The organism is Candidatus Borrelia fainii, assembly GCF_027925085.1.
Taxonomy (GTDB): Bacteria; Spirochaetota; Spirochaetia; order Borreliales; family Borreliaceae; genus Borrelia; species Borrelia turicatae.
The window spans coordinates 137497-162876 of sequence record NZ_AP027070.1; the positions used below are offsets into that span (position 1 = coordinate 137497).

Sequence of the window (25380 nt, forward strand, 5' to 3'; positions counted from 1 at the left end):
CACATGGAAAGCTTATCCGAAATAACTTACGAAATAATTAATGAGTATGAAAAAGGAATCTTACCAAATGCAATACTTTTTTGGGGAGAGAGATTTTCTTCTAAAAAAACAACTGCAATTGAACTTGCAAAAAGAATTTTAAATATAAAAACTCTAACAAACCCAAATTTAATAATTTTCTCAAGTCTTAACATAATAGAGGCAAAGGCATATCTTAATGTAAACTCAAATAAAGTTATAAATAAATATCTAGAATATGTTAAGAATATCATTTTTACTAAATACAATTTCAGCAGTGATAAAAATCTTAAAAAAATAGAAACAGAGGTCAATTTTATTAATGATACCTATTACAAAAACAAATATAATGAGACAATCACAAAAGAACTTATTAAAAAAATTGAGAAAATAATTAAAAACATAAACTTTAACATTACCATTAATGATGTTAGAAAAATTAAATCCTGGGTACTATCAGAAAAGCATAAGATAAAGGTAATTTACATTAATGAAATTGAAAATCTAAATTTTAATGTCTATAATGCACTACTAAAAATACTAGAAGAACCACCTTTAAACATTTATTTTATTTTAGCTACAAGAAATAAAAACAAAATTCCAAAAACAATCCTTTCAAGACTAAGACTATACAAATTCAGAAAGGAAAATAGAGATTTTGAGATCAAAAAATTCAAAACAATCTTTAATAAAAATGATGAAGTAACAACAAAAGAATATTTTGACTCATTTTATAGTGAAGAAAACACAAAATTAAAAGAAGAAGTCAAACGAATTTTAAATATAATAAAGGAAAAACAGGGTATATTTAATCTTGACACATTTAATTTCCTAAAAGATGAAAATATATTTAAATTATTCTTAGAAGAACTTACAAACCAACTTAGACATGAATTTTTAAGCCAAAATTTAGATATTAATACATATCTGAAAAGATTAGAATATCTAAAATACATCTCAAAATACAGTCCATACAACCAAAACAAAAAATTAATAATCGAAAATTTAATGCTAAATTACGAAGATTAATGAGCAAATTTTTAAAGAAAACCTTGACCAAATTAAATAAATTATCAAGTGATCAAAAACTTAAATTTATTCAAGATATCTATAAAAAAATAGAAATATACGATGGTATTTTTGCATCCATTAATGAAGGGATCCTAGTTCTTGATAAACTTAATAACATAATTTACTTAAACAAAATGCTATTTCAAATTTTAGTTATAAGTCCTAAATACAAACTAGAAACACTTAAAGATATTCAAATTCCAACTCTAACAAACTTAATAGAAGAATTAGTAACAAACGAAGATAAAATAATAGGATTTGAGGTACAAATTTCAACAAACATATACATTAAAATATCATTGATGCCATACGTCAAAGATCAAAAGCTTGAAGGAAATATTATTTTAATTGAAGATATTAAAGATAAAAAACATAAAGAAGAACTTTTTAGAAGAGCTGAGGCTTTAGCTGCTTTTACAAGACATGCAAGAAATATTGCTCATGAGATTAAAAATCCGCTAGGAGCAATTGATATAAACTTACAATTACTTAAAAAAGAAATAGATAGACAAAGTATCAAAAGTACAAAAGCAAATAATTATTTCAAAATAATAAAAGAAGAAATAAATAGAATGGATAAAACTGTAACAGATTTTTTATTAACAGTAAGACCAATAAAAATAGTAGCAGAAAAAAGAAATCTTACTGAAGTTATAAAAAGTGTCTACAACCTATTAAATCCAGAATTAAACAATAAAAATATTAAATTCCTACTCAATCTAAAAAAAGTAAGCCCTACATTAATTGACGAAAAACTCATCCGACAAGTAATAATTAACATAGTAAAAAATGCAGAAGAAGCACTACTTGAATCAAATAAAAAGACAAAAAAAATAGAAATTTCTATTCATGAAAACACAGAAAAAATATACATTAATATTAAAGATAATGGAAATGGAATAAAAAATGAAACAAAAGATGATATATTCAAGCCTCAATTTAGCACAAAAGAAAGTGGAAATGGCATAGGACTAACTATTTCTTATAAAATAATTAAAGAACATGGGGGTGAAATTTTTGTAGAAAGTAAAGAGATGAAGGGAACATCTTTTACAATTACACTTCCAAAATTAAATACAGGCAAAATTCTAATTGAAGGATGTTTAGAAAATGAGTAAACTACTGGTAGCAGATGATGAAAAAAATATACGAGAAGGAATAGCAACTTATCTTGAAGAGGAAGGTTATTTTGTATTTACTGCTAGTGACGGAAAAGAAGCACTTGAAACAATTAAAAATGAAAAGATTGATGCTATAATATCTGACCTTAGAATGCCCCAAATATCAGGAGAAGAACTACTTAGAATCGTGAAAGATAAAAATCCAAATATTCCATTCATTATTCTTACAGCTCATGGAACTGTCGATTCAGCAGTCGATGCTATGCGAGAAGGTGCTTATAACTTTTTAACAAAACCTGTTGATCTTGAAAGGCTGTTACTCATAATAAAGCGAGCCTTAAATGGTAAAAATGACAAAAGGCATGAAAACATATCCCAAGATAATGTCATAATTCGAAAAGATTTAAATTATTATGAACGTATATTTGGAAAATCACTTATAATGCAAAAAACTTTAGAACTTGTAAAAAAAATAGCAAAATCAAAAGCATCTGTATTAATAACTGGAGAAAGCGGAGTTGGAAAAGAAGTAATAGCAGATGCTATATTTGACTTATCAAATAGAAATGATAAACCCTTCATTAAAGTCAATTGTGCTGAACTCTCTAAGAGCACACTTGAGAGCGAACTCTTTGGACATGAACAAGGAGCCTTCACAGGTGCAATATCTCAAAAAAAAGGTAGATTCGAATTAGCAGATAAAGGAACGATATTTCTAGACGAAATAGTAGAAACATCACCTGAGGTTCAAGTAAAATTACTAAGAGTGCTTCAAAATAGGACATTCGAACGAATAGGTGGAGAAAGTAATATGCAAGTTGATATTAGATTATTAACAGCAACAAACAAAAATATTGAAGAAGAAATTAAAAAAGGAAGGTTTAGAGAAGATTTATTTTATAGTCTCAATATAATAAATATCAATATTCCTCCCTTAAGAGAGAGAAAAGACGACATATCAAAACTAGCAAAAATACTAATTAAAGGTGTTGCAAGTGAAAATAATAGAGAAGAAAAAAATCTCTCTAATGATGCACTAAAGGCCCTTTATGCATATGATTGGCCAGGAAATATTAGAGAACTTAAAAATGTATTAGAGAGCGCCTTAATATTATCTAAGGGAAAGCAAATTATAAAAGATGATTTACCTCCCAAAATTAGAAATAACACAAACCAAATAGTTAAAATTACACTACCAATAGGTATAAGCTTAAAAGAAGCAGAAAAAGAAATCATTAAGCAAACACTTCTACATTCTAAAAACAATAAAAGCAAATGTGCCGAAATACTTAAAATAGGAAGAAAAACCTTGCATAACAAAATAACAGAATATGATATAGCTTCAATAAAGCACAATTAATTAACAATTACTAGAAAAAAATATAACGATTATTTCATGATGTATATTCTTTAGTATAAAAATATATTAATGACAATATATAGATCAAATTAAAATAATTTTAAAAAAAGTACGGCAACAAACTATATCCTTATATTTAAAATCGACCTATCACATACTGATAAAATAAGTATCTATCTACTTCAAAATTTTAATAGGATTAACAGGTGCATTTTTTTTCAATATTTCAAAATGTAAATGAGGACCTGTTGAACGACCAGTGCGACCTACTCTACCAATAATATCCCCTGTTCTTAAAACATCACCTTTCCTTACAATATAAGAACTAAGATGACCATAAAGAGATTTAATATTGTTTTTATGTTCAACCACAACAAACTTGCCATAAAGATCATTATAATCAACTACAACTACAACACCATAAGATGAACAAAAAACCAAAGAATTCATTGGAGCTGCAAGATCTATACCTTTATGAAAATTTTTAATACCAGTAAACGGATCTGCTCTAAATCCAAAATCAGAGCTAATAATAAAGCTCTTTAAAGGCAAAATAAAATCAGAATTTAAAAAGAAAAGCATTTCTGTGCTTGAAAGGTAACTTAACTCTGGTTGTATCAAAGAATCAAAAAAATAAAACTCACAAATTTTATTATTTTGTCTAACCTTTATCTTTTCTGCTTTTGTTAAATCCCTTGTTGCTAAAAGTAAACTATTAAATCTATGTTCCTTATTATCAATAATAAAAATGCCTTTTTTACTAGGAATTAAAATCTCTTCTCCTGGCTTTAAAAAAGGAGAATCTAATAAATTAATTGTTGAAATGCTAGTTTGCCAACCATTTACCTTATTTGCAATCTTAAAAAAAGTATCACCTTCTTTAACTTTATATGAATAAATAAACAAAGGAATTTGTACTCTTTTATTATATTTAGCAATTTTTGACTTAAGATCATAAAAAATAGGATCTTTATTTGAAAAATTCTTTATTACAGGATAAGAATAGGCACAATCAAACTGAAAAAAGAAGAAGACAAATTCTAATAAAAGAGCAAATTTACTCAAAGATAAACCTCAATTAATATATGGGTTAATATAATAAAAATTTAAAAAAAAGGAAATAATAAATAAACTTGTAAATAAATAAAAACTATATTAAACTAATCTTAATTATGAAATTAAACGAATATCAAATAAAGGCTAAACAAACTGCTAAATATAAAAATAAAAAGGAAGAACTAATCTTAACAACTCTTGGGCTTGCTGGAGAGACAGGTGAAGTTGTAGAGAAAATAAAAAAACTAGGCCGTGATAAAGAATATATCCTTGATGATAAATATTTATTGGCAATTAAGAAAGAACTTGGTGATGTGTTATGGTATATTTCAAATTTAAGTAATAATCTTGGAATAACACTTGAAGATGTTGCTATTACAAATTTAGAAAAATTAAAAAAAAGACATGAAAACGGTACAATTAATGGCGAAGGTGATGAAAGATAAAAAACATTAAGCTCTACATTTAAGTATACAAAAATAATGATAAGCATTTATATAAAAGGTCTAATAATTGGTATTGCAATCATAATACCGGGAGTTTCAGGGGGTACTTTAGCTTTAATGCTAGGGGTCTACTACAATATAATAAATTCATCTGTAAATTTAATAAAATTAAAAAAAGTAAAAGAAAATACAATTTTTCTTGGAATATTATCACTTGGAATATTAACCTCAACAACCATCCTTGCAAAAATATTTAAAAGCTATATTTTAGATGGAGCAATAAAAGAAATATACTTAAATGTGTTTTTTATAGGATTAATCACAGGAAGTATATTCACATTAAAAAAAGAAATAGATACAAAAACAAAAATTAACAAACATAAAGAAAGTAGAAAACATTTATTATTTTCAGTTGGATTACTCACTACACTATTTTTACTGATATTAAGAATTTACGATATATCACTAAATATATCAGAATATCAAGATAAAAGCTCAATTAAATATTACTTACTCATTGCTAGTTCAGGAATAATAGGTGGTAGTGCAATGATTTTACCGGGCATCTCAGGTACACTCATATTGTTAAGCCTTGGAACTTATAGAGAAATTATCAACATCATTTCACAACTCAATATAAAACTATGCATAATATTTGGAATATCCACAATAATAGGAACAGCAATTACAATACTAATAATCAAACAAACAATAGACAAACATATTGTAAAATTTCTCTATTTATCTACAGGTTTAATCGTGGGATCAATCATAAATATGCTATTTGTCATAACAAAACTCAACGTACAACATAATTTAATACTTAATCTATCTTTAAGTATCCTATTTATTACAGGAATTTATATAAATAAACTACTTGAGGATAAATTAAGCAATTTGAAAATTTTAAATACCGAAAACCGGACTTGAACCGGTACGGAGTTTCCTCCTCAGGATTTTAAGTCCTGTGTGTCTACCATTTCCACCATTTCGGCATCGCTAGTAATGATATAATAATGCAAAAATGATGTCAAGAACTAAATATTTACCAAAATTTATTTAATCAAAATACTTTTTGGAAAGTTATTTATATAAAAATCATCATATAAACAACTTAAAACAACATAAATCAAAGAACGAAAGGATATTTGAGCTGAAAAATTAGAATAAACTCGATCATCAATAGTATTAACTATATGCAGAGGATTAATTGAATTATAAATCAAACTAAAATAACCATTTTTAATAATGATATCTACCATACCAAGCTCACGCTTACCCAAAATAAAAAGTAAATTTTTATACCTGTAATTTAAATATGTTATTTGATCATCCAGAATACAAATATCTACATTATTAGCTATTTCTTCATCAAAATTAAAAATAACAATCCCATAATGATGATCTTTAAACATAAAATCAACAACCACACCTAACCTGCACTCATAAAAGCCTTCGATAAAACCTAAAATTTGAATCTTAATCTTTTCTTTAGCAAGAATACCAATAGAAGAGGCATTATTTTGCCTAATAAAATAGGAATTTTTAAAACTTCCAAATGAAACTCTGTTATTAACTAGATCCAACTCTTCTTTATTATCTAAATTTTTAATAATGACTAAATCAAAATCTGACAAAAACATATTATAAGCAACATCTACTAATGTATCCAAAGAAATAAAATTTTTTGGCAAACTAGTAATACCAAATTCCAAAATACTAAAATTTCTCCTTGGTAAACTACAAGATAATATTAAAAAACTAAGAAATAAATTCTTCAAGCTCAAGTCTAGTTGTAACAATTTTAAAGACAAGACCATATTTCATTGCAGATTCACTACCTAACCAAAAATCTCTATCGGTATCCTTTTCAACCTTATCAAGTTCCTGACCCGTCTCTTTTGAAATAATATCATTAAGTTCACTCTTAACTTTATTAAGTTCATTTGTATAAATTTCAATATCTGTAGCAACTCCTTTAAAACCACTTAAGGGTTGATGCAATAAATATCTTGCATGAGGCAAAGAAAATCTACTCTTTGAATCTGCAGCCAAAAAAATTAAAGCACCAGCACTTGCCACAAGTCCAACTCCAATTGTAAAAACTTTAGGCTTTACAAAACGTATCATGTTAAAAATAGCAAACCCAGCATCAATATCACCACCCTCCGAATCAATATAAACAAATATCGGTTTATTGCAATCCGATGCTTCCAAAAATAATATTCTTTCCTGAAATAACTTAGACGTATCTTTATTAATCTCGCCTGTAATAACTATTGATCTACTCTTTAATGCAAACTCCAATGATTGCTGTATTTCTGTTTGCATCTTAATATCTTTAAAATCCATAAACTTACCTTTTCAACAAATATAATGTGATACATATTATAATTAAAAACAAAAGGTTTTTAAATCTCCCAGCAACATAATAAAGATAACCAATATTTAAAAAAAACAAGCTGAAATTTTTAATAATGAAAGCTTTAAGAATAAATTATAAACAAATTGCTTACTTAAAAGTAATTCTTTAAAATTACAAATAAAATAAAACTTAAAAAAAGGAATATTTAAATGGAATATGAATTTGCAGTCATTGGTGGTGGCATTGCTGGGAGTACCTTAACTTATGAAATACTTCAAAGAAAAAAAAGCGTGATTCTCTTTGACAATGGAGCTGAGAAAGCAACAATCGTAGCAGGAGGGCTGATTAACCCTATTATGGGAAGAAAAATGAACATTGCTTGGAGAGACCCTGAAATTTTCACATTTGCAATTCAATACTACAAAGAAATGGAAAAAAATATTAACTGTAAGTTCTTAAAAGAAAATCCTATTTTTAGACCATTTACCACAAAAACACAAAAAGATGAACTGATTTCAAAAATCAAAAATGATGAGAATATAAAAGACTTCATAACGGAAATAAAAAATGGAAAAATACACGATTTTTCCAATGACAATGATGGGGGAATACTAATAAAAGGTGCAATAATGAATACAAATTTATATATACAAACCCTTAAAAAGTACTTTATAAAGTATAACGCATACATAGAAGCAGAAATCAATGAAGATCAAATTAAAACAAATGACAAATCTTTTATAATAAATAAATTTAAATTCAAAAAATTAATATTGACAAGAGGATACAAAGAAAAAATTGCAAGGCTTTTTTCATACCTTCCATTTAAACTAGCAAAAGGAGAAATACTGATAATAGAAATGCAAGGATTAAATCTTAAAGAAATTTATAATAGGCATGTATCCTTAATACCTCTACAAGATAACAAATTTTACCTTGGCGGAACTTATGAATGGAAAACGTTAGATACAAGCACAAATGAATGGGCAAAAAAAGAATTACTAAACAAGCTTAAAAAGATTACAAACCTAAATTACAAAGTAATACAACACAAAGCGCACATTAGACCCTCTACACTTGACCGAGAACCTTTTCTTGGTGAACATCCAAAATACAAAAACATATTTATATTAAATGGATTTGGAACACGAGGAATATCAATGGCAGCATATTTATCTAAAAAGATTTTAGATTATATTGAAAACAAGTCTAATCTTCCAACTTATTATGACATTAAAAGATATGAAAATTTATATAATTCCTTAAAATAGCCAAAATATCTTACAACTTCATCTTCTTTAAATTTTTATTTCAACAAATAATTTTCACTTGAAATATTTCTAAATTTACAAAAAAATAATATAATATCAAAGTGTATGAAAAAATAAAATCTAATAATCAAAATAATATTTACCTACACTTTATCAAGAGAGAAATTCTACATAAAATATCAAGGAGCATGTATTATTAAATTAAAAAATCATTTTAAAAAAATAAAAGATAACAATACAAATCCCATGTTCACTTTCAAAACTGGTTTTGAAACGTATCTTTACACATTGCTAACAAAAAAAATTTGGGAGATTATTTTTGAACTTTAATATCAATATTCTTGGCACAGGAGGAACAAGACCATTACCCAACAGATATTTAACTTCTGTTTTAATAGAATACCATGGAGAAAGTTTTCTCTTTGACTGCGGAGAAGGTACTCAAATGTCGCTTAGAAAACAAAAAATATCATGGCAAAAAATCAAAATGATTTGTATTACACATTTACATGCCGATCACATAACAGGTTTACTTGGAATAGTAATGTTAATGGCACAAAGTGGCAATACAAGGAAAGAACCTTTAACCATTATTGGACCTATTGGGATTAAAAAATATCTAGAAACAAACATAGAACTTTTACGAGTGCATAAAAATTATGACATAATATACAAAGAAATAATAATCAATAAAACAAAATCAATTTTATATGAAGATAAAAAGAAAATAATAGAATATATAAAACTTAAACATTCAATAGACTGTATCGGATATCTATTTATAGAAAAAAATAAACCTGGAAAATTTGATACTCAAAAGGCAGAAAGTTTAAACATACCAAAAGGACCTATTAGAAAAAAATTACAGGAAGGATATGAAGTAATACTTAATGGAAAAAAAATATTACCTTCTGACATATTAGGGAAGCCTCAAAAAGGCCTAAAATTTGCATATATTACAGACACGGCTTACTTTAAAAAATTAAGCACACATATCAACAACTTTAATCTAGTAATTATTGAAAGTACATTCAAAAACGAATTAAAAGAGGAGGCTAAAAAAAAATTACACTTAACAGCAAAATTAGCAGCAAAAATTACAAAAGAAGCAAAGGTACATCAAACAGGACTGATCCATTTTAGTGAAAGATATACACTAAATAGAGATCTATTCGAGTTACTAGACGAAGCAAAACAAGAATATCCAAATAAAGAGATATTTTTAACAAAAGATGGAATGAAACTTAAAGCAAATAAAGATAAATTTATTATAGAATAATAGTAATTAAGGAGACATCATATGATAAATGCAAAGAATATCACTAAAACATATGGCTCATTTACAGCTCTCTTTAATGTTAGCTTCAAAGTTAACGAAGGAGAGGTTCTTGGAATACTTGGTCCAAATGGAGCTGGAAAATCGACATTAATCAAAATTCTAACATCATTTCACTATCCAAATAAGGGCAATGTAAAAATCTTTGGAAAAGATATTACAGAAAATTCAAAAGAAATATTGCAAAATGTAGGATACATACCTGAAAAACTTGCTCTTTATCCCGAATTATCTGTTAAAGAGTATTTAAATTTTATATCAGAAATTAAAGGCGTTAAAAATCCAAAAAAAGAAATAGATAAGGCAATAGGTATTTTTAAGCTTGAAAGTGTCCAAAATAAACTAATATCTGCACTATCAAAAGGATTTAAGCAAAGAGTAGGCATAGCTGGTGCTATAATCAATAATCCCAAACTTATAATACTTGATGAACCTACAAATGGGCTTGATCCAAATCAAATTATAGAATTTAAAGAATTTTTAAAAGAACTTACAAAAACTAGTACAATACTGTTTTCCTCTCATATTTTAAGCGAAGTTGAATCAATTTGTAAAAGAATAATTATTATTAATAATGGAGAAATTATTGCTGATAATACTAAAGAAAATATAGTTAAAAACAGACTTAAAGAAACTGAACTAGATCTCATTATTTATAAAGATTCTGGAACAACAAAAGAACATTTCAGTAACAATGACATATTTACCTCAATTAAAATAGAAGAGTATGAAAGAGAAATAAATGTTTCATTAAGACTTGCACCTGATAAAACTGAAAAAGAACTTTTTAATTATGTTGTAAGTAAAGGAATGATAATAAAAGCAATGATTCCAAAACATGAAAGTTTAGAAAAAATATTTAGTAAACTAACAAAGGAGAAAAAACAATGAAAATAGATCTAAGACAATCCTTAGCTTTGTCAAAAAAAGAATTAAAAGTTTTATTTGGCACATTAACTGCATATGTTGTAATGTTATTTTTCCTAATATTTGTAAATTTTTCTTTTATTTTCTTATCAGGATTTTTTATTAAAGACAATGCATCATTAATGTCTTATTTTTCATCAATGCCTATCATTTTAATGTTAGTGCTTCCAGCTCTCAGTATGGGAGTATTTTCAGAAGAGCATAAAACAGGAAGCATTGAATTACTTTATGCACTACCAATAAGTCCACAAGAGATAGTACTTGGCAAATTTATCACACTTAAAATATTTACATTCATACTTTTTGCTCTAACACTACCACTAACAATAATGACAATTTTCATGGGCGAATTTGACCTTGGTATAATATTTCTTCAATATTTAGGAATAATTCTTTACTCTTACTCAGTGCTTAGCATGGGAGTATTTATATCATCTATTACTAAAAGTCAAATAGTATCTTACATACTAAGTGTGTTTATATTAATCATAATAGTCTTTTCAGGAAAGTTAGTAATGATATTTGGAAAAGACAATATATTTGGACAAATACTCAACTTTATCTCAATTACTAATCATTTTAGTTACTTTAATATGGGAATATTAAACTTATCAGACCTTATTTACTTCATTACATTTTCAGTTACATTTTTGATGTTAAGTACATATAGCATAAGATTAAAAAAATGGAGATAATTATTTTATGAAAAATAAACATAAAGAGATTCTAAATTTAACTTTAAATCTTACAATAATATTTTTGCTCTTTTGCAACATATCTATTTTTATTTTCAAAATAGATTTTACTAAAAACAGAGCTTTTACAATTTCTAGAGTTACAAAAGATTTGATTTCAAATGCAAATGAAAACATATATATTACTTACTATAATTCTGCAAGCCTTGGAAATTATTTTGCATTTCCAGAACAAATAAAAAACTTTTTAACAAGTTTTGCCGATTCTTCAAGCGGAAAAGTAATTTATAGAGAAATAGATGCTGACAAATTAAGCACTCCTTTAGAACAAATTGGAATTCCATCTCAACAAATCGATCTAAGAGAAATCAATCAACTTTCAATACTCAAAATATATTCAGGAATTGAAATAATTTATGAAGGTAAACGTGAAGTACTTCCAATAGTAACAGAAATTAGCAACTTAGAATATGATCTTGCAAGCAGTCTGGACAAGCTAATAAATAATACAAAAAAAGTATTAGGACTTGTGTTTGGAGATGCCAAATTAAAAGCAACACACAAAAATTTCATAGAAATAATGCAGAAAGCTTTCAAAACCGAAGTTAAAGAAATAAACCCCAATAATGAAGAATTAAAAGACATAAATGGATTATTTATAATTGGCTCTAAAGAAATAAATGGAGAAACTTTGAGAAAAATTGACGAATTTATTGTCAATAACGGAAGAGTCTTACTTACTGCAAGTAAGATTGATTATAATCCTCAAAGCCCATATACCACAACTTCAATCAAATCCGAACTTTTTAATCTAATTGAAAGTTACGGCATCAAATATAATGATAATATTATACTTGATAAAAGAGCACCAAGCCTTTTTTTAGGGGGCAATTTTCAAACTTATTACCCATGGATCTTGATTGATAAAAGTAATATCATAGATCTCGGTAATCCCTTACTTAAAAATTTCTATGATGCCATAATTCCTTGGAGTAATTCAATAGATCTAATAGAAACTAAAGACAATGGTGATATAAAATATTTACCCCTATTTGCAAGCTCTAAAGAATCTTGGCAAGTTAATGATGAAGAAGTTGCAAGCATAGCTATGCATTCATTTAACGTTCCAAAAACCTTTAATAAAGAAGATAAGCAAAAAATTCTTGGATATTCGATTGAAGGACAAATTAAAAGTTTCTATAAAGACAAAAAATCTGAAAATTCAAAAATAATTTTATTAGGCTCAAGCATGATATTTAGTGATTATATGTATAATGGTTCTCCCTCAAACTTTGAACTTGCTGGAAGAATTTCTGATTACTTGATGCAAAAAGAAGCGTTTTTTAGTATTAAATCAAGAGAAGTACGTTCAAAACTAAAATTTATAAATTCATCAAGAGAAATGTTAAATGCAAAATTTTCATTAATAATCATAAATTTAATTATATTGCCTATAGCAATAATAATATTTGGACTTATTAGATTTACCAAAAAAAGAAGAATCAACTAATCAAGGAGAGTTTATGGACAATAAAAAAATGCTGCTAGGAATGAAAGAAAACATAAAAATAGTAATAATCGTAATATTAATATCCACATTTTTATTAGGAATAATATTTTCCAACCAAAATCAAGTTGCAAGGCTTTTAGAAGAAAAATTTTTTGCAGTCGATTTTAATCAAACTGCAAAAATTGAGACAGAACTTGACGGAATAATTACAAAATCAGGAAAAGATTGGGAACTTCAATATAACGACATAAAACTTCCAATTGATGACAAAAAAGTCAACTCTATGATCCAAGATCTAGAAAAACTTCAAAAAAATCAACTTGTAAGTAGAGATCCAAAAAAACATAAAGAACTAGGAATAAAAGAAAAGCCAGATTTTAAATTCTTCGACGATAAAAACAATTTGCTAACAGAGATATTTATTGGAAATTCAGGTGAAGGGGATTCAAGATTATCTTACATAAAAAGCAGTGATTCAAACGTATATTTAACAAAAAATATATTCCTACCTTACAAAGGCAACTCTTACAATACCTTTTCAAATACTAAACTTTTTGATGAACAAAATACAAAAATAGAATGTTTATCTCTCAAAGTATTAAATAAGCCAAAAAAAACTGAAGAAGATACAATACACAATGATTATAATATATCTATTCAAGACGGTCTTTACTTCTTCAATAAAGAAGTACTACGCAAAGAAAAGCTCCTACAAATGATCCAAGAATTCACAACAGATGGTATTGAAATAGACAAAACCAAAGTCAACGACTATGCTCTCCAATACAATATTGAAATACAATGGAATAACAAAAGTATCAATAATATTGATGTCTATTTCAATAAAGATGAAAAAAACAGAAACATCCTACTAAAGAGAGATAATGATGTATATTACTATATCACTAACAAGTGGACTTTCTTTGACATATTCAACTTAGAGAAAAAGATAAAAATCAAAGATAATGATCCTAATGAAGCTAATTTAAAAGATAACAACGAGCATCATGATCTCCACCATTAATGTCTCGATATATGCAATACAAAATAAAAACAGAAAAACAAAAATAGGCAAGAGATATTACAAAGAGATAAAAATGTAAAATGTAAAGTATCCTGCTCTTTGGCAGGATATTATAATATATAACTAAAGTAACAAGGATATTACTCAATTCAAAATTAACTTTAACTTTTTTTATAAAAACACTATTTTTAAGAAAAGTCGGTTCTAATTTATCAGTCAGTTTATAAATTAAATCATCTTTTGATTTATAAATCAACATTCCATTAACCGATGAAAGTAAATAATAAGAATTAACTAAATCATTATCAAATAAAGTTTGCTCGAAATAATTTTCTAAATCTAAATCCCTAAAAAAATCTATGTTATATGATTTTACATCATCTATTAAATCATTAAAATCAAAATTAATCTGATTTAAAAATTCATTAACGAAATAAAAAAAAGTTAAAAATAAAAATAAAACTGAAGCAACAAAAAACAAAAAATAATATCTAATTAAATAAATAGCTCTACTCTCTTACTAGTAAACGCTTAATTTTTTGTAAAATCTCATATTCTTTTTTAATTTTAAAACTATTCCCCTTAGTACTAGGCTCAAGATCGCTTTCCAATTTATTAATAAAGTTAACTAATACAACCCGTTCTTCATCATTCAACCTAATCTTACTTAAATACTCATTGTCACTAAACTTATTTATTATAGTCTCAACATCCGAAAAACTAAAATCGGAAGCATAACTATCATCGCTGATCTCTTGCCCCTTTAAAGAATATGAATTCAATTCTTCATATTGCTCCAACTTTTCTTCTAAATCACTTACCTCAGCATCATAAAGATTTTCTTCTTCAAAATCTTCAATACAACATTGCAAGTCTACACAATTTAAATCTGCCTTTAACATATCTTCAAAATTATCAAGCTTTTTTAAATCAGAAGAAATATTATCAATTTCTTGATTTTGTCTTAAAGCATTATTATTAACAACATCATCTCTTTTACTCACAGATGCATCATTACTCAAATTCACATCCACACTATCAATTTTATGAACAGCAATATCATTAAAATTACTTAATTCTTCATCTCCTTCCTTAAATTTTTCGCTATTTAAATCTTCTAAGCTTTTGTCGAAATATTCAATTTTATTTAAACTATCACCCAAAGAATAATCATGATCCCTCAAATTATCTTGCTCATAAGATGAAACGTTCTCTTTCTCTACACTTTCTATATTGGAAAGTTTTTTATCAAGGACAAAATTATCTAAATAAGCACTATTTTTTACCTCCAAATCAACATTAACAGAACTTTGATCAAGTACAGGTTTTTTTAAAATTTTTTCATCTATATTTAAGTTTATCATCAAATCCTGAACCTTACTATCATCTCCATTAACAACATTAGTTAAACCAACAGAAGAAGATTCACTCAACGAGTCATTATCCTGAGATGTAGTAAAATCAATACCCACAGACTCTATCTCTTCTTTATCTTTTTTATTAGATAACAAATCAACAACATTATGAGTATTGCTCTTTGTGTTTGAAAACAAAGCATAATCGATATTCACATTACTAGATTCATCTTTAAGAGCTTTGTCAAAAGAAATACCTATATCTTCATCATTATCCGATTTATTACTATTACTAAAACTTTTTTTGTTATCGCTTGAAATTTCATTAAGACCTTCAAGAAGAGCATCTAACTCTTCTTGATCAAGTGAAACATTTGGTAAATTATTTTCTTTTTTTACTAATTCACCAAACTCATTCTCTTTAACATTAGCCTCATTTTGAAAATTCATAAAATTCATTGTTTTCAGACTAAAATTATCAACTTCCTCATGCTCACTCAAACTCCGTCCAAGTATTTCGTCTTCGACCCTTGAAATACGACCTTCAACTTTTTTTAAATAATCAACTAACTCACTATGTCTTTGTTTTAAACAATAATCAAGTTTTAATAGTTTTTCATCTAAAAGATCTTTAATCTCCTCAGAACGCAGAGAAATAATTTTACCATTAACTGAGTGCTGTGAAAACACACCATCTATATCGAAATCAACTTCTTTAGGGCCCTCCTTGATAAAAAAAGAATTTTTATGATTTGTCATGTTAAAAAGTTCTTCTCCAAATCTATTCAAACAAAGATTATAACAATCTATAGCCAACGACTATACACTTGTAAATATAATATATTAAAGATATAATTACAAGACAATATGTCTTTAACAAAAAAAATTATGTTATCTATTTATACAGGTGTAATAAGTTATTTCGTAATTACACCAATCTTTGGAGAAACAGGGATTATTAATTACAATAAATTAAATAATAATCTAATTTTAATGAAAAACCATACTGAAAAATTAAAAAAAATACAAAAAAACTTAACAACAAAGTATATTAATTTGCAAATATCTAAACCAACAATTTTAAAAGAAGCTAGTAAATTAGGATATTATCCCAAAAATTCCATAATCATAAAGGGTCTTGATGAAGATGAAAATTACTACCAAGGCAATTTTTTAAATATAAAACACCCATCAGAAAACAAAAACATAGGCAAAAATTTTTACTTAATCTCAATAGTAATTTCACTGATATTTTACTTTTTATTAAGTTATCTAGACAAAATAAAATTCTTAAATAAAGGAAAATAAAAGGAGATAGAATTACAGCTGCATTTATTCTAAAAAATATATTATATATGTTGCTTAATGCTATTATATCAACATTCTTTTGCATATCATTGCTAAACATATTTTCTAATAACAATTCAAACATCCCATTTATACAAAAGAATATATTTAAAGATTATTTAGAATACATTGGAATACTTAAGAGCATCGAAAGCTATAAATTAATATACGACTTTGACCCAAACATTCCCCTAAGCAAAGATCATTTTGTTAAACATATTGTAAATAACTTATACATAGTTTATGAAACAAAGTACAAAGGAATAATATGGGGAACACCTCACAATTCCCCTCTTATAAATGGTAAATCGCCAATGAGCACAATTTTTAGCAAAATGAAAAACACATTGAAAATATCAATACCTGGTATCGTACTGTCTTATGTTATAGCTATTTTTTTTATTATCATTTGGACTTTATTTATAAAAAATAACATTTTAAATAATATTTTAGAATACATAATGTTATTCTTGCATTCATTACCAAGAAATCTGACTGTAATATTAATCGTTTCTCTACTTTACTATCTAAAAGTAAATCCAAAAAATCTAATAATAGGTGGATTTGCATGGTTTTTTTCATTTTTCATATTTAATGCTGTTGTTTTTAAACAATCCCTAGACAAAAATTTATCCGAATTTTATATAACATCTGCAAAATCAAGGGGAATAAAAATTTTTAAAATAATAACAGTCCATGCATTAATTCCCTCTTTAGTTCCATTAATTACCAATCTTAGACCTACTCTAGCAATAGCTTTCTTTGGTTCATCTTTCATTGAAATAATGTTTGGAATTGATGGAATTGGGGCCCTAACAATTAATGCAATAAAAAATAATGATTATATTGTTTATAGAGATTTGCTATTCGTTGGTGTATTTATTATGCTCATACCAAATTTAATAACAGATATTGTAACATATAATATTAATCCTTATAAGGACGTATTAGAATAATGTATAAATCCAAAAAACTATATATTATAGTATCAGGAATCTTCATCTCATTTTTAATGATAACTCCTAAATTAATTAATGAAGGTTCAAAATTTGCAATATACAAAAAAGATCCAAATAAAACATACATTCAGACAATAAACAAACTACCTCAAACACCAACAGCCTCACATCCTCTAGGAACGGATAAAATGGGCAGAGATATATTGGCAAGACTAATACTTGCCACTAGAAACTCTATTTTACTTGCTTTTAGTTATGCAGCAATTTCTGCAATAATTGGAATTTTTATAGGAATAATAATAGGAAACTTAAAATTTAAAACTTGTCTGATAATTTCAAAACCAATAGAAGCACTACAAACAATACCATTTTCTTACATATTAATGCTAATTTTTTACTACTTTGCAAAACAAAAAAATTATAACATATTGGAAGTTTCATTTACTTTAGCCTTAATACACGGATGGATCAAATTTTCATTCATAACAAGAAATAACACATTATTAATTAAAAACCTTGATTATGTGTATGCAAGCAAGATTATGGGTGCAAGTCAATTTAGAATAATCATATATCATATATTTCCAGAAGTTTTAGCATCAATATCATCAATAATTCCCCTACAAATCTCAAAAAGTCTAACTACCTTTGAAGTAATAAATTTTTTACAACAAGAAGATAAAAGCTCTTATCCAAGCCTTGGAGAACTTTTAGGATATATAGAAATGGGAAGAGAATACTTTTGGATATGGGCAAAACCCCTAATCATATTACTCATCATTAACATTATACTAACATCAATAAGTTTAAAACTTAAAAAACATATGAAATCTTTCATTTCATCATAAAACTACAATCAAACAAGTCTTGGTGCAAATTTCTCTAAAAAACAATTCTTGCAAGTCTTACTACGTGAAGTACAAATATCTCTTCCATGCTTATTAATAGCCATAGAAAATTTATATTGCTTATCATAAGGTATTTTACTCTTTAAATCTAATTCAATTTTCAAAGGTGTTCTTTCAAATGTAATTCCATGTCTGATAACAACCCTACTAAAATGAGTATCTACAATTATAGCCGGCTTATCATAAACAACTCCAAGAATAACATTGGCGGTTTTTCTACCTACTCCTGGCAAAGACACAAGATCAAAAATATTATTTGGAATAATACCTTTAAAACTTTCTAAAACCATTCGTGCACAATTTATAATATTCTTAGATTTATTTGAATAAAATCCTAACTTATAAATCAAGTTTTCAACATTTATCAAATCAGCATTCGCCAAACTTTCAAAATCCCCATATCTTTTAAAAAGCTCAGGTGCAATCTTATTGACCATATTATCAGTTGTCCTTGCACTCAAAATTACCATTATCAAAAGCTCATAACTATTTTTGAAATTTAAAAAAGGTGTAACATCTGGATATCTAGATAGAGTTTCATCTACAATTAAATCAATATCAAGCATAAAATAATTATAAAACATCCACAATTTTAACAAAACATAAAGTAATAATATTTTTATTGACAAGGGGTTTTCAACATGATATACTCAACTTTAGGCTCAAAAGCGCTAATAGCTCAACTGGACAGAGCAACAGACTTCTAATCTGTAGGTTTTAGGTTCGAGTCCTAATTGGCGCGTAACTTTTTCGGGACATGGCCTAGCGGCTAAGGCACCTGCTTTGGGAGCAGGGGAGCGTGAGTTCGAATCTCACTGTCCCGACTGTTTCTATAATGATAAAAAGGAAGAGCAAAATCTTGTTCTTCCTTTTTAAATTACTTAAACAATGTTTAATCAAAAAAACAATTTAAAATACTTTTTTTAAAGTATTTAGATCCAAAATAATAATCTTTTTAGATGCATCTTGCAAATAAATATGCCCTGCATTAACAGTAAAACTTGTAAATGGCAAAACCTCATCCTCTGATAAAATAAACTCACTTAAGTCCCTTGAAGAAAACTTTGCTAATTTCCAAACATTATTATCCTTAACAACTACCAAAATCATTTTTGAATCAACAAAAAGAGAAGAATCTCTACTTAACTCAAAGTTTGCTTCAGATTCAACTTGTAAATTTTTTGCCTTATTAAGCAACTGAAGCTTTGCAATACCTGAACAAAGTTTTATAGCTACAAAATCATCTTCTCTCTCATAAATTCCATACCTTCTAATACCATACTGAGAAGTTTTCTCATCCTGGTCTTTATCTGAGTCAATTAACCTAAGAACTCCTAAATTCGTATTGGGATTTAAAACTTCTAAAAACACAGGTTTATGATTTTCATTTTCTTCAAAAGACAATTTATCTACAGCTTTTTGTTGACCCAACTGATCTTTAGAATTTAAAGACTTATTGAACAAGGGCTTAAATCGATTATTTGAAACACTAAAAGTGCTATTAGGAGTATTAGCAGTAGCTTTCTTAAGTTGTTTTTTCAACTCTTCAGCTGACTTCAATTTTTTATCCTTTGCTGATAAGCTTACTTCTCCGGATTTTGGCAAATTCCTATCTTTTTTAACTATATTTTTTTGCTTATCTAATCTTCTCTGTGACTCCTTAAGCCCTCCTGTCTTATCCTTTAAAACATTCCTCTCGCCTATCTTATCATCATTAATTTGCTTCTTAATACCTGTCTTTTCAACATCATCACTAGCCTTCTCAAGTTGCTTTTTCAACTCTTCATCAGACTTTATTTTTTCATCTTCTTTTGATGAACTTACTTCCCTAGGTTTTGGCAAATTATTATCTTTAACTGCCTCCCTTTCAATTATCTTATCATCAATCTGCCTCTTAATTTCTTCCTTTTCAGCATCATCAGTAACCTTATCAAGTTGTTCTTTCAAATCTTCAATAGTTTCAGTTAATTGCAATTTTTCATCTACTTTTGGCGAAATTATGTCCCCAGGCTTTGGCAAATTCTTATCTTTGTTTTCCTTATCAATACTTTCTTGTATTTTATCTTTAACTATATCCCTTTGCCTATCCAATCTCTCCTGAAAACTATCTAATTTTTCCTGTGACTTCTTAAGCCCTTCTGCTTTATCCTTTAAAATATTCCTCTCGATTATTTTATCATCAATTTGCTTCTTAATACCTGTCTTTTCAACATCATCACTAGCCTTCTCAAGCTGCTCTCTTAAATTATCAATAGTCTCGGTTAATTCATCATCAATGCTTCTTAAAGTAACAGATTCGATATCAATCTTTTTTTGATCAACATCACGAATTTCATCCTGTACATCGGTTATATCTCTTGCAAAGTCCGTACCAACTTCTTCATTTTCACTTAAAAGAGATATTACCACCTTCTCTGTAACTATTTTGTCAAGATCAACATCCGATTCAATGTTTCCTGATAAAATATTTCTCTTAAGAGGAATAAAAATATGAGTCTTCCCAGCCCATTGGCTATAAACTCTTGAAAGTCCTATATTATGATTACTTAAACCTTTAAGGGCAGGCTGAATATAAGAATCACTATAATACTCCAAATCACCTCGATAAGTAGCATTATATATTGTAATAGCTTTAGCAAGTAATTCTGCACTCTCTTTATTGTAACCAAAACCTTCCATTAAATACCCTATAAGTATTTTTCTAAGATTTAAAATACTATCAAGAGAAGCTCTCTCACCAATAATAAAAACATCTGAACTATTCTTTTCATCCTCACTGTCAATATACCTATTAACATAATATTTATTGTAATAATTAGATTTGTTATTGATTAAATTTCTAGCTAAAAATTCACCAATACCTACTATTTGCTGATAAGTATCTGTAGAATCATAAGGACCCCGATAATTAACAAATTCAAGATCCATATTAATAAAATCTTTCAACTTTTTCTTATCAACTTCTCTAGAATAAAAAGTAAAAATATTTAAAAAGATGAATAAAAAAATAAAAAGTACCCGTATTCTTTTCATAATAAAATTCTCCCATAGTCAATTATAAACCCTATTATTAACTAAATCAGCATAAATTAAACATCAATTCTAACACACTATAATAAGATGTATTTAACAAATGATAACATAAAACTAGCAACAAAATGAATCAAAGTGCTACAATAATTTCATTAACACACTGATTAATTTTGTCAGAAAAATTTTGTCGCTTTATAAATTTCAAAAGAGTTAAATATTTATTTCTATACTTTTCAAGATTATCCTCTGTAGAATTCAAAATTATCTTGCGCAAGCTTAAAAGAACAGCATAAGCTATCTCTAAACTGCCCTGATAATTCAATATTACATACTGAATATAATTATACACAAGTTCATCTTGTCCATAATAATATTCAAACTTAGCAATACTTTTAACCAATTGAATTACATTGCTAATATCCTTTTCTTCAATTGCCATATTAATAAAACTCTTAACTGAAGCTGCATCATCAACATATATGAAATACTTATAAAGTTGCCCTCTTTGAGCTATTCTATCTATTCCATTTTTTGGAGCAAGCCAATTATTAATAGCTTTTTTATATAAATCCAAATATTTTTTAGGAAAACTACCATATTTAATTACCAGAGAATCTAGAGTACTTAAAAAAGTATCATAAACCCTCCTATTGTAGGAAGAATTCAACATTTCATCAAGAACCAAATAAATATCCTCATAATCTATTAAATATTTTTCTATAAAATCTATCCTATTTTGATGATACCTATTACCTAATGTATGATTCCAAACAATAACATCAAGCTCATCTTTATATTCATAATAGTAAGTAGTTAATATCCAATTAAGTCCACCAGTAACAATGATTCCAATATTAGCTACAAGTCCCGATATTTCCTTCATAGCATCATATCTATCAACCGGGTTAAAATATTCATCAAGAGCTAAGACACCATTTGATTTCTTAACAATAAAAAGATTTTTGTTATCATAAAGCACAGCTTCCTTAAGTTTCAAAGATAAATTTTTAGAAAACATAAGTTCTAAATTTTTACTTAAATTAAAAAAAAAACCATTATCAGACACTGCAACATATTCTCCATTAAACTTTTCAAATAAAAAATTAATGGGATAGTTCAAATTAATAGAATTTAACATATCACCAAAATCACTATCATACACAACGACATCTCCAGATTGATATCCAACAATTATCTCATTATTAGTACTTATCATTAATACATTGGGAAAAGACATAAGAGAAGCACTCCATATTTTCTCTCCCTCAGGATTAAAAGCAAACATTCTATAATGTTCATTTGCAATATAAAAATTACCATTTTCAAGAACAACAGAAGAAGTCACTGCCTTTCCTTCTATATTCACCTCAAAAATTTTCTGCCCATCACCAAGTCTTAAAGCAATAACTCTCTTATCAGCCTGAGGAATTAAAATATAACCATTCCCCATTGAAGGAGCCTTTATAGGAGAAGCATTTAAACTATATCTCCATATAAGTTTTCCTCTTCTAATCTTTTGAACTTCATTACGTCCTGTAATAACATAATACCCACTACCAAAATCCTTTAAGAGGAAGGGATACGGTACTCGATCTAACCTATAAGAGTATTTTTTATCCAAAGACATAGTATAAGTTATCAACCACCTATCCTTTGTTAACACCGTAATAGTATTACGTCGCTCATCAAGAATAGGACTTCCTAAAACCTGCCCTGTTAAAGCTTTCTGGAAATAAAGGTTAACATTTGCTGAAAGGAAAAAACAAGCACCTAAAAATATAAAAATACAAATATTTAACTTCAAAACCATAAACTTCCTGTAATGGTTAAACATATAACTAAAGTTTTAAGCTGGCATGTCCTTCATAAAACTTATCCCTTAACTCCTTAACTTTAGGATCATCAATATATTCTGAAAAAGTCATAAAACGATCAATTATACCATTAGGTGTAAATTCAATAATCCTATTAGCAATGGTATCAATAAATTGATGATCATGGGACGTAAATAACACAACTCCTTTAAAATCTCGAAGCCCGGTATTTAAAGATGTAATTGCTTCAAGATCTAAATGATTTGTCGGTTGATCTAATAATAATACATTAGCTCCACTAAGCATTATCTTTGCAAGCATACACCTTACTTTTTCACCCCCTGAGAGGATATTAACTTTTTTTAAAGCCTCATCTTGACTAAAAAGCATTCGTCCCAAAAATCCTCTAATATAAGTTTCATCCTGATCCTTTGAATACTGCCTTAGCCAATCTACCAAACTTAAATTCACACTAAAATATTTTTCATTATCCTTCTTAAAGTACGCAAAATTAACAGTAGTACCCCACTCATAATGCCCCTTATAATGTCTATCTTCATTGGTAATTACATCAAAAAGAAAACTTGCTGAGATTGGACTACCTAAAAAAACAACCTTTTGCCCAGGTTCTACAACAATACTAAACTTGTTTAAAATATGTTGTCCTTCAAATTCTTTAGTCAAATTTTTAATTGTAATAACATTTTTTCCAAGATCTCTCTCACTCTTAAAGTTGACATAAGGAAATTTTCTTGAAGATGGTTTTAAATCTTCAACTTTAATCTTATCAATTAACTTCTTTCTTGAAGTTGCTTGTCTAGATTTTGATGCATTACTTGAAAACCTTTGAATAAAAGTCTTAAGTTCTGCTATTTTTTCTTCAGATCTTTTCTTAGCATCTTTTAGTTGTTTATTAAGAATTTGACTAGTTTCATACCAAAAATCATAGTTACCAAGATAAACTTGAATTTTTCCATAATCAATATCAACAATATGAGTACAAACTTGATTTAAAAAGTGCCTATCATGTGACACAACAATAACTGTATTTTCAAAATTAATCAAAAATTCTTCTAACCACTTAATCGATTGAATATCAAGATTATTAGTAGGTTCATCAAGAAGTAATATATCAGGCTCTCCAAACAGAGCTTGCGCTAAGAGCACCCTTACTTTTAAAGCCCCCTCAATATCTCTCATTAAATTAAAATGAAGCGACTCATCTATGCCTAGCCCTTTAAGAAGTACCGCCGAATTAGACTCAGCCTCATAACCTCCAAGTTCGGCAAATTCAGCTTCAAGTTCTCCAGCCCTAATTCCATCCTCATCGCTAAAGTCAGGTTTTTCATAAATTTCATCTTTTTCCCTTTGAACAGCATAAAGCTTCTTGTGACCCATGATCACAGTATCAATAACCTTAAAATCGTCATAAGCAAACTGATTTTGCTCAAGCACAGCCATTCTTTGATTTTTTGCAATTGACACTTCACCTTTGCTAGGTTCAATCGTTCCACCTAAAACTCTCAAAAATGTACTCTTACCTGAACCATTAGCTCCAATTATCCCATAACAATTTCCAGAAGAAAATTTAATATTAACATCTTTAAATAAAATTCTCTCTCCAAATGCAACTTCTAAATTACTTACTGTTATCAAACTATTTTTCCACCTAAATTTGACATTTTACTACAAGAATTATCTTTAAAATTAAATGAAGTTTCAAGTATTATCTAAATATATTGACTTAATACTTCAATTTTTCGT

Annotated in this window: 23 protein-coding genes and 3 tRNA genes; 16 read left to right on the top strand and 10 right to left on the bottom strand. The window is 27.3% G+C overall.

Annotated elements, in window-relative coordinates; genetic code table 11:
• Nucleotides 1–3: 3 nt before the first annotated feature.
• Genes QMG63_RS00545 through QMG63_RS00555 form a run of 3 tightly spaced genes read left to right on the top strand, consistent with a single transcriptional unit; the run spans nt 4 to nt 3570 of the window.
• Nucleotides 4–1047, top strand: coding sequence for a hypothetical protein (locus QMG63_RS00545; protein ID WP_281860792.1), 1044 nt, complete (start codon nt 4–6; stop codon nt 1045–1047).
• Nucleotides 1047–2207 carry a two-component system sensor histidine kinase NtrB gene (locus tag QMG63_RS00550; protein ID WP_281860793.1) on the top strand — a complete coding sequence of 387 codons (1161 nt, stop codon included), beginning with the start codon at nt 1047–1049 and terminating at the stop codon, nt 2205–2207. The genes QMG63_RS00545 and QMG63_RS00550 overlap by 1 nt, the downstream gene beginning before the upstream one ends.
• The gene (locus tag QMG63_RS00555; RefSeq protein ID WP_281860795.1) at nt 2200–3570 is read left to right on the top strand and encodes a sigma-54-dependent transcriptional regulator; all 1371 of its coding nucleotides are present in this window, start codon (nt 2200–2202) and stop codon (nt 3568–3570) included. The genes QMG63_RS00550 and QMG63_RS00555 overlap by 8 nt, the downstream gene beginning before the upstream one ends.
• A 177-nt stretch (nt 3571–3747) precedes the next feature.
• On the opposite strand, the gene QMG63_RS00560 is transcribed toward QMG63_RS00555, so the two are convergent.
• Nucleotides 3748–4635, bottom strand: coding sequence for a LysM peptidoglycan-binding domain-containing M23 family metallopeptidase (locus QMG63_RS00560; RefSeq protein ID WP_281860797.1), 888 nt, complete (start codon nt 4633–4635; stop codon nt 3748–3750).
• Between the two features lie 107 nt (nt 4636–4742).
• On the opposite strand from QMG63_RS00560, the gene QMG63_RS00565 reads away from it, so the two are divergent.
• Complete coding sequence (locus QMG63_RS00565; protein WP_281860798.1) at nt 4743–5072, top strand: nucleoside triphosphate pyrophosphohydrolase family protein; 330 nt, start codon at nt 4743–4745, stop codon at nt 5070–5072.
• Between the two features lie 36 nt (nt 5073–5108).
• Entirely contained in the window at nt 5109–6002 is an 894-nt protein-coding gene (locus tag QMG63_RS00570; RefSeq protein ID WP_281860799.1) for an undecaprenyl phosphate translocase family protein, read from the top strand.
• On the opposite strand, the gene QMG63_RS00575 is transcribed toward QMG63_RS00570, so the two are convergent.
• The 3 genes from QMG63_RS00575 to QMG63_RS00585 all read right to left on the bottom strand — a co-directional run bounded on the left by QMG63_RS00575 (nt 5984) and on the right by QMG63_RS00585 (nt 7424).
• Nucleotides 5984–6067, bottom strand: a tRNA-Leu gene (locus tag QMG63_RS00575). The two genes, QMG63_RS00570 and QMG63_RS00575, sit on opposite strands and share 19 nt — an antisense overlap.
• Before the next feature lie 60 nt (nt 6068–6127).
• Nucleotides 6128–6787 carry a hypothetical protein gene (locus tag QMG63_RS00580; protein WP_281860801.1) on the bottom strand — a complete coding sequence of 220 codons (660 nt, stop codon included), beginning with the start codon at nt 6785–6787 and terminating at the stop codon, nt 6128–6130.
• Nucleotides 6788–6833: 46 nt separating this feature from the next.
• On the bottom strand, nt 6834–7424 hold the full coding sequence (locus QMG63_RS00585; protein ID WP_281860803.1) for an ATP-dependent Clp protease proteolytic subunit: 591 nt from the start codon (nt 7422–7424) through the stop codon (nt 6834–6836).
• A gap of 222 nt (nt 7425–7646) precedes the next feature.
• Between QMG63_RS00585 and QMG63_RS00590 the strand changes: the two genes are divergently transcribed.
• From QMG63_RS00590 to QMG63_RS00615, 6 genes are all read left to right on the top strand, one after another.
• Entirely contained in the window at nt 7647–8708 is a 1062-nt protein-coding gene (locus tag QMG63_RS00590) for an NAD(P)/FAD-dependent oxidoreductase (RefSeq protein ID WP_281860805.1), read from the top strand.
• Nucleotides 8709–9027: 319 nt separating this feature from the next.
• Nucleotides 9028–9987, top strand: coding sequence for a ribonuclease Z (locus QMG63_RS00595; RefSeq protein WP_281860807.1), 960 nt, complete (start codon nt 9028–9030; stop codon nt 9985–9987).
• 21 nt (nt 9988–10008) lie between these two features.
• Entirely contained in the window at nt 10009–10935 is a 927-nt protein-coding gene (locus tag QMG63_RS00600) for an ABC transporter ATP-binding protein (protein WP_281860809.1), read from the top strand.
• The gene (locus QMG63_RS00605; RefSeq protein ID WP_281860811.1) at nt 10932–11666 is read left to right on the top strand and encodes an ABC transporter permease; all 735 of its coding nucleotides are present in this window, start codon (nt 10932–10934) and stop codon (nt 11664–11666) included. Before QMG63_RS00600 ends, QMG63_RS00605 begins: the two co-directional genes overlap by 4 nt.
• A gap of 7 nt (nt 11667–11673) precedes the next feature.
• Nucleotides 11674–13176, top strand: coding sequence for a Gldg family protein (locus QMG63_RS00610; RefSeq protein ID WP_281860813.1), 1503 nt, complete (start codon nt 11674–11676; stop codon nt 13174–13176).
• A gap of 13 nt (nt 13177–13189) precedes the next feature.
• Nucleotides 13190–14200, top strand: coding sequence for a DUF4340 domain-containing protein (locus tag QMG63_RS00615; RefSeq protein WP_281860815.1), 1011 nt, complete (start codon nt 13190–13192; stop codon nt 14198–14200).
• Here QMG63_RS00615 and QMG63_RS00620 read toward each other — a convergent pair.
• Nucleotides 14157–14681 (bottom strand): hypothetical protein, encoded by a 525-nt coding sequence (locus tag QMG63_RS00620; RefSeq protein ID WP_281860816.1) that lies wholly within the window; start codon nt 14679–14681, stop codon nt 14157–14159. The two genes, QMG63_RS00615 and QMG63_RS00620, sit on opposite strands and share 44 nt — an antisense overlap.
• Nucleotides 14682–14709: 28 nt before the next feature.
• Nucleotides 14710–16344, bottom strand: coding sequence for a hypothetical protein (locus QMG63_RS00625; protein ID WP_281860818.1), 1635 nt, complete (start codon nt 16342–16344; stop codon nt 14710–14712).
• Nucleotides 16345–16422: 78 nt separating this feature from the next.
• Here QMG63_RS00625 and QMG63_RS00630 point away from each other — a divergent pair, with 78 nt between their 5' ends.
• The 3 genes from QMG63_RS00630 to QMG63_RS00640 are packed head-to-tail and all read left to right on the top strand — an operon-like array spanning nt 16423 to nt 18709.
• Nucleotides 16423–16863: a septum formation initiator family protein gene (locus tag QMG63_RS00630; RefSeq protein WP_281860820.1), complete on the top strand. Its 441-nt coding sequence runs from the start codon at nt 16423–16425 to the stop codon at nt 16861–16863.
• A 47-nt stretch (nt 16864–16910) separates the two neighbouring features.
• Complete coding sequence (locus tag QMG63_RS00635; RefSeq protein WP_281860822.1) at nt 16911–17858, top strand: ABC transporter permease subunit; 948 nt, start codon at nt 16911–16913, stop codon at nt 17856–17858.
• Nucleotides 17858–18709: an ABC transporter permease subunit gene (locus QMG63_RS00640; RefSeq protein ID WP_281860824.1), complete on the top strand. Its 852-nt coding sequence runs from the start codon at nt 17858–17860 to the stop codon at nt 18707–18709. The genes QMG63_RS00635 and QMG63_RS00640 overlap by 1 nt, the downstream gene beginning before the upstream one ends.
• 8 nt (nt 18710–18717) lie before the next feature.
• Here the strand turns inward: QMG63_RS00640 and QMG63_RS00645 are convergent, their stop codons facing one another.
• Nucleotides 18718–19353 carry an endonuclease III domain-containing protein gene (locus QMG63_RS00645; RefSeq protein ID WP_281862055.1) on the bottom strand — a complete coding sequence of 212 codons (636 nt, stop codon included), beginning with the start codon at nt 19351–19353 and terminating at the stop codon, nt 18718–18720.
• 84 nt (nt 19354–19437) lie between these two features.
• On the opposite strand from QMG63_RS00645, the gene QMG63_RS00650 reads away from it, so the two are divergent.
• Together QMG63_RS00650 and QMG63_RS00655 are read left to right on the top strand one after the other, a co-directional pair.
• Nucleotides 19438–19511, top strand: a tRNA-Arg gene (locus tag QMG63_RS00650).
• 9 nt (nt 19512–19520) lie between these two features.
• A tRNA-Pro gene (locus tag QMG63_RS00655) sits at nt 19521–19593 on the top strand.
• Nucleotides 19594–19678: 85 nt separating this feature from the next.
• On the opposite strand, the gene QMG63_RS00660 is transcribed toward QMG63_RS00655, so the two are convergent.
• From QMG63_RS00660 to QMG63_RS00670, 3 genes are all read right to left on the bottom strand, one after another.
• Entirely contained in the window at nt 19679–21802 is a 2124-nt protein-coding gene (locus tag QMG63_RS00660; RefSeq protein WP_281860826.1) for a P83/100 family protein, read from the bottom strand.
• 130 nt (nt 21803–21932) lie between these two features.
• Nucleotides 21933–23612 carry an outer membrane protein assembly factor BamB family protein gene (locus QMG63_RS00665; protein ID WP_281860828.1) on the bottom strand — a complete coding sequence of 560 codons (1680 nt, stop codon included), beginning with the start codon at nt 23610–23612 and terminating at the stop codon, nt 21933–21935.
• 28 nt (nt 23613–23640) lie between these two features.
• Nucleotides 23641–25272 carry an ABC-F family ATP-binding cassette domain-containing protein gene (locus QMG63_RS00670; protein WP_281860830.1) on the bottom strand — a complete coding sequence of 544 codons (1632 nt, stop codon included), beginning with the start codon at nt 25270–25272 and terminating at the stop codon, nt 23641–23643.
• Nucleotides 25273–25380 lie beyond the last annotated feature (108 nt).

Coding starts and splice junctions, on each gene's coding strand:
- QMG63_RS00645 (WP_281862055.1), bottom strand. CDS start 19,353: ATGTTTTATAATTATTTTATGCTTGATATTGATTTAATTGTAGATGAA.
- QMG63_RS00565 (WP_281860798.1), top strand. CDS start 4,743: ATGAAATTAAACGAATATCAAATAAAGGCTAAACAAACTGCTAAATAT.
- QMG63_RS00640 (WP_281860824.1), top strand. CDS start 17,858: ATGTATAAATCCAAAAAACTATATATTATAGTATCAGGAATCTTCATC.
- QMG63_RS00635 (WP_281860822.1), top strand. CDS start 16,911: ATGTTGCTTAATGCTATTATATCAACATTCTTTTGCATATCATTGCTA.
- QMG63_RS00610 (WP_281860813.1), top strand. CDS start 11,674: ATGAAAAATAAACATAAAGAGATTCTAAATTTAACTTTAAATCTTACA.
- QMG63_RS00630 (WP_281860820.1), top strand. CDS start 16,423: ATGTCTTTAACAAAAAAAATTATGTTATCTATTTATACAGGTGTAATA.
- QMG63_RS00550 (WP_281860793.1), top strand. CDS start 1,047: ATGAGCAAATTTTTAAAGAAAACCTTGACCAAATTAAATAAATTATCA.
- QMG63_RS00660 (WP_281860826.1), bottom strand. CDS start 21,802: ATGAAAAGAATACGGGTACTTTTTATTTTTTTATTCATCTTTTTAAAT.
- QMG63_RS00600 (WP_281860809.1), top strand. CDS start 10,009: ATGATAAATGCAAAGAATATCACTAAAACATATGGCTCATTTACAGCT.
- QMG63_RS00615 (WP_281860815.1), top strand. CDS start 13,190: ATGGACAATAAAAAAATGCTGCTAGGAATGAAAGAAAACATAAAAATA.
- QMG63_RS00545 (WP_281860792.1), top strand. CDS start 4: ATGGAAAGCTTATCCGAAATAACTTACGAAATAATTAATGAGTATGAA.
- QMG63_RS00590 (WP_281860805.1), top strand. CDS start 7,647: ATGGAATATGAATTTGCAGTCATTGGTGGTGGCATTGCTGGGAGTACC.
- QMG63_RS00555 (WP_281860795.1), top strand. CDS start 2,200: ATGAGTAAACTACTGGTAGCAGATGATGAAAAAAATATACGAGAAGGA.
- QMG63_RS00665 (WP_281860828.1), bottom strand. CDS start 23,612: ATGGTTTTGAAGTTAAATATTTGTATTTTTATATTTTTAGGTGCTTGT.
- QMG63_RS00570 (WP_281860799.1), top strand. CDS start 5,109: ATGATAAGCATTTATATAAAAGGTCTAATAATTGGTATTGCAATCATA.
- QMG63_RS00585 (WP_281860803.1), bottom strand. CDS start 7,424: ATGGATTTTAAAGATATTAAGATGCAAACAGAAATACAGCAATCATTG.
- QMG63_RS00605 (WP_281860811.1), top strand. CDS start 10,932: ATGAAAATAGATCTAAGACAATCCTTAGCTTTGTCAAAAAAAGAATTA.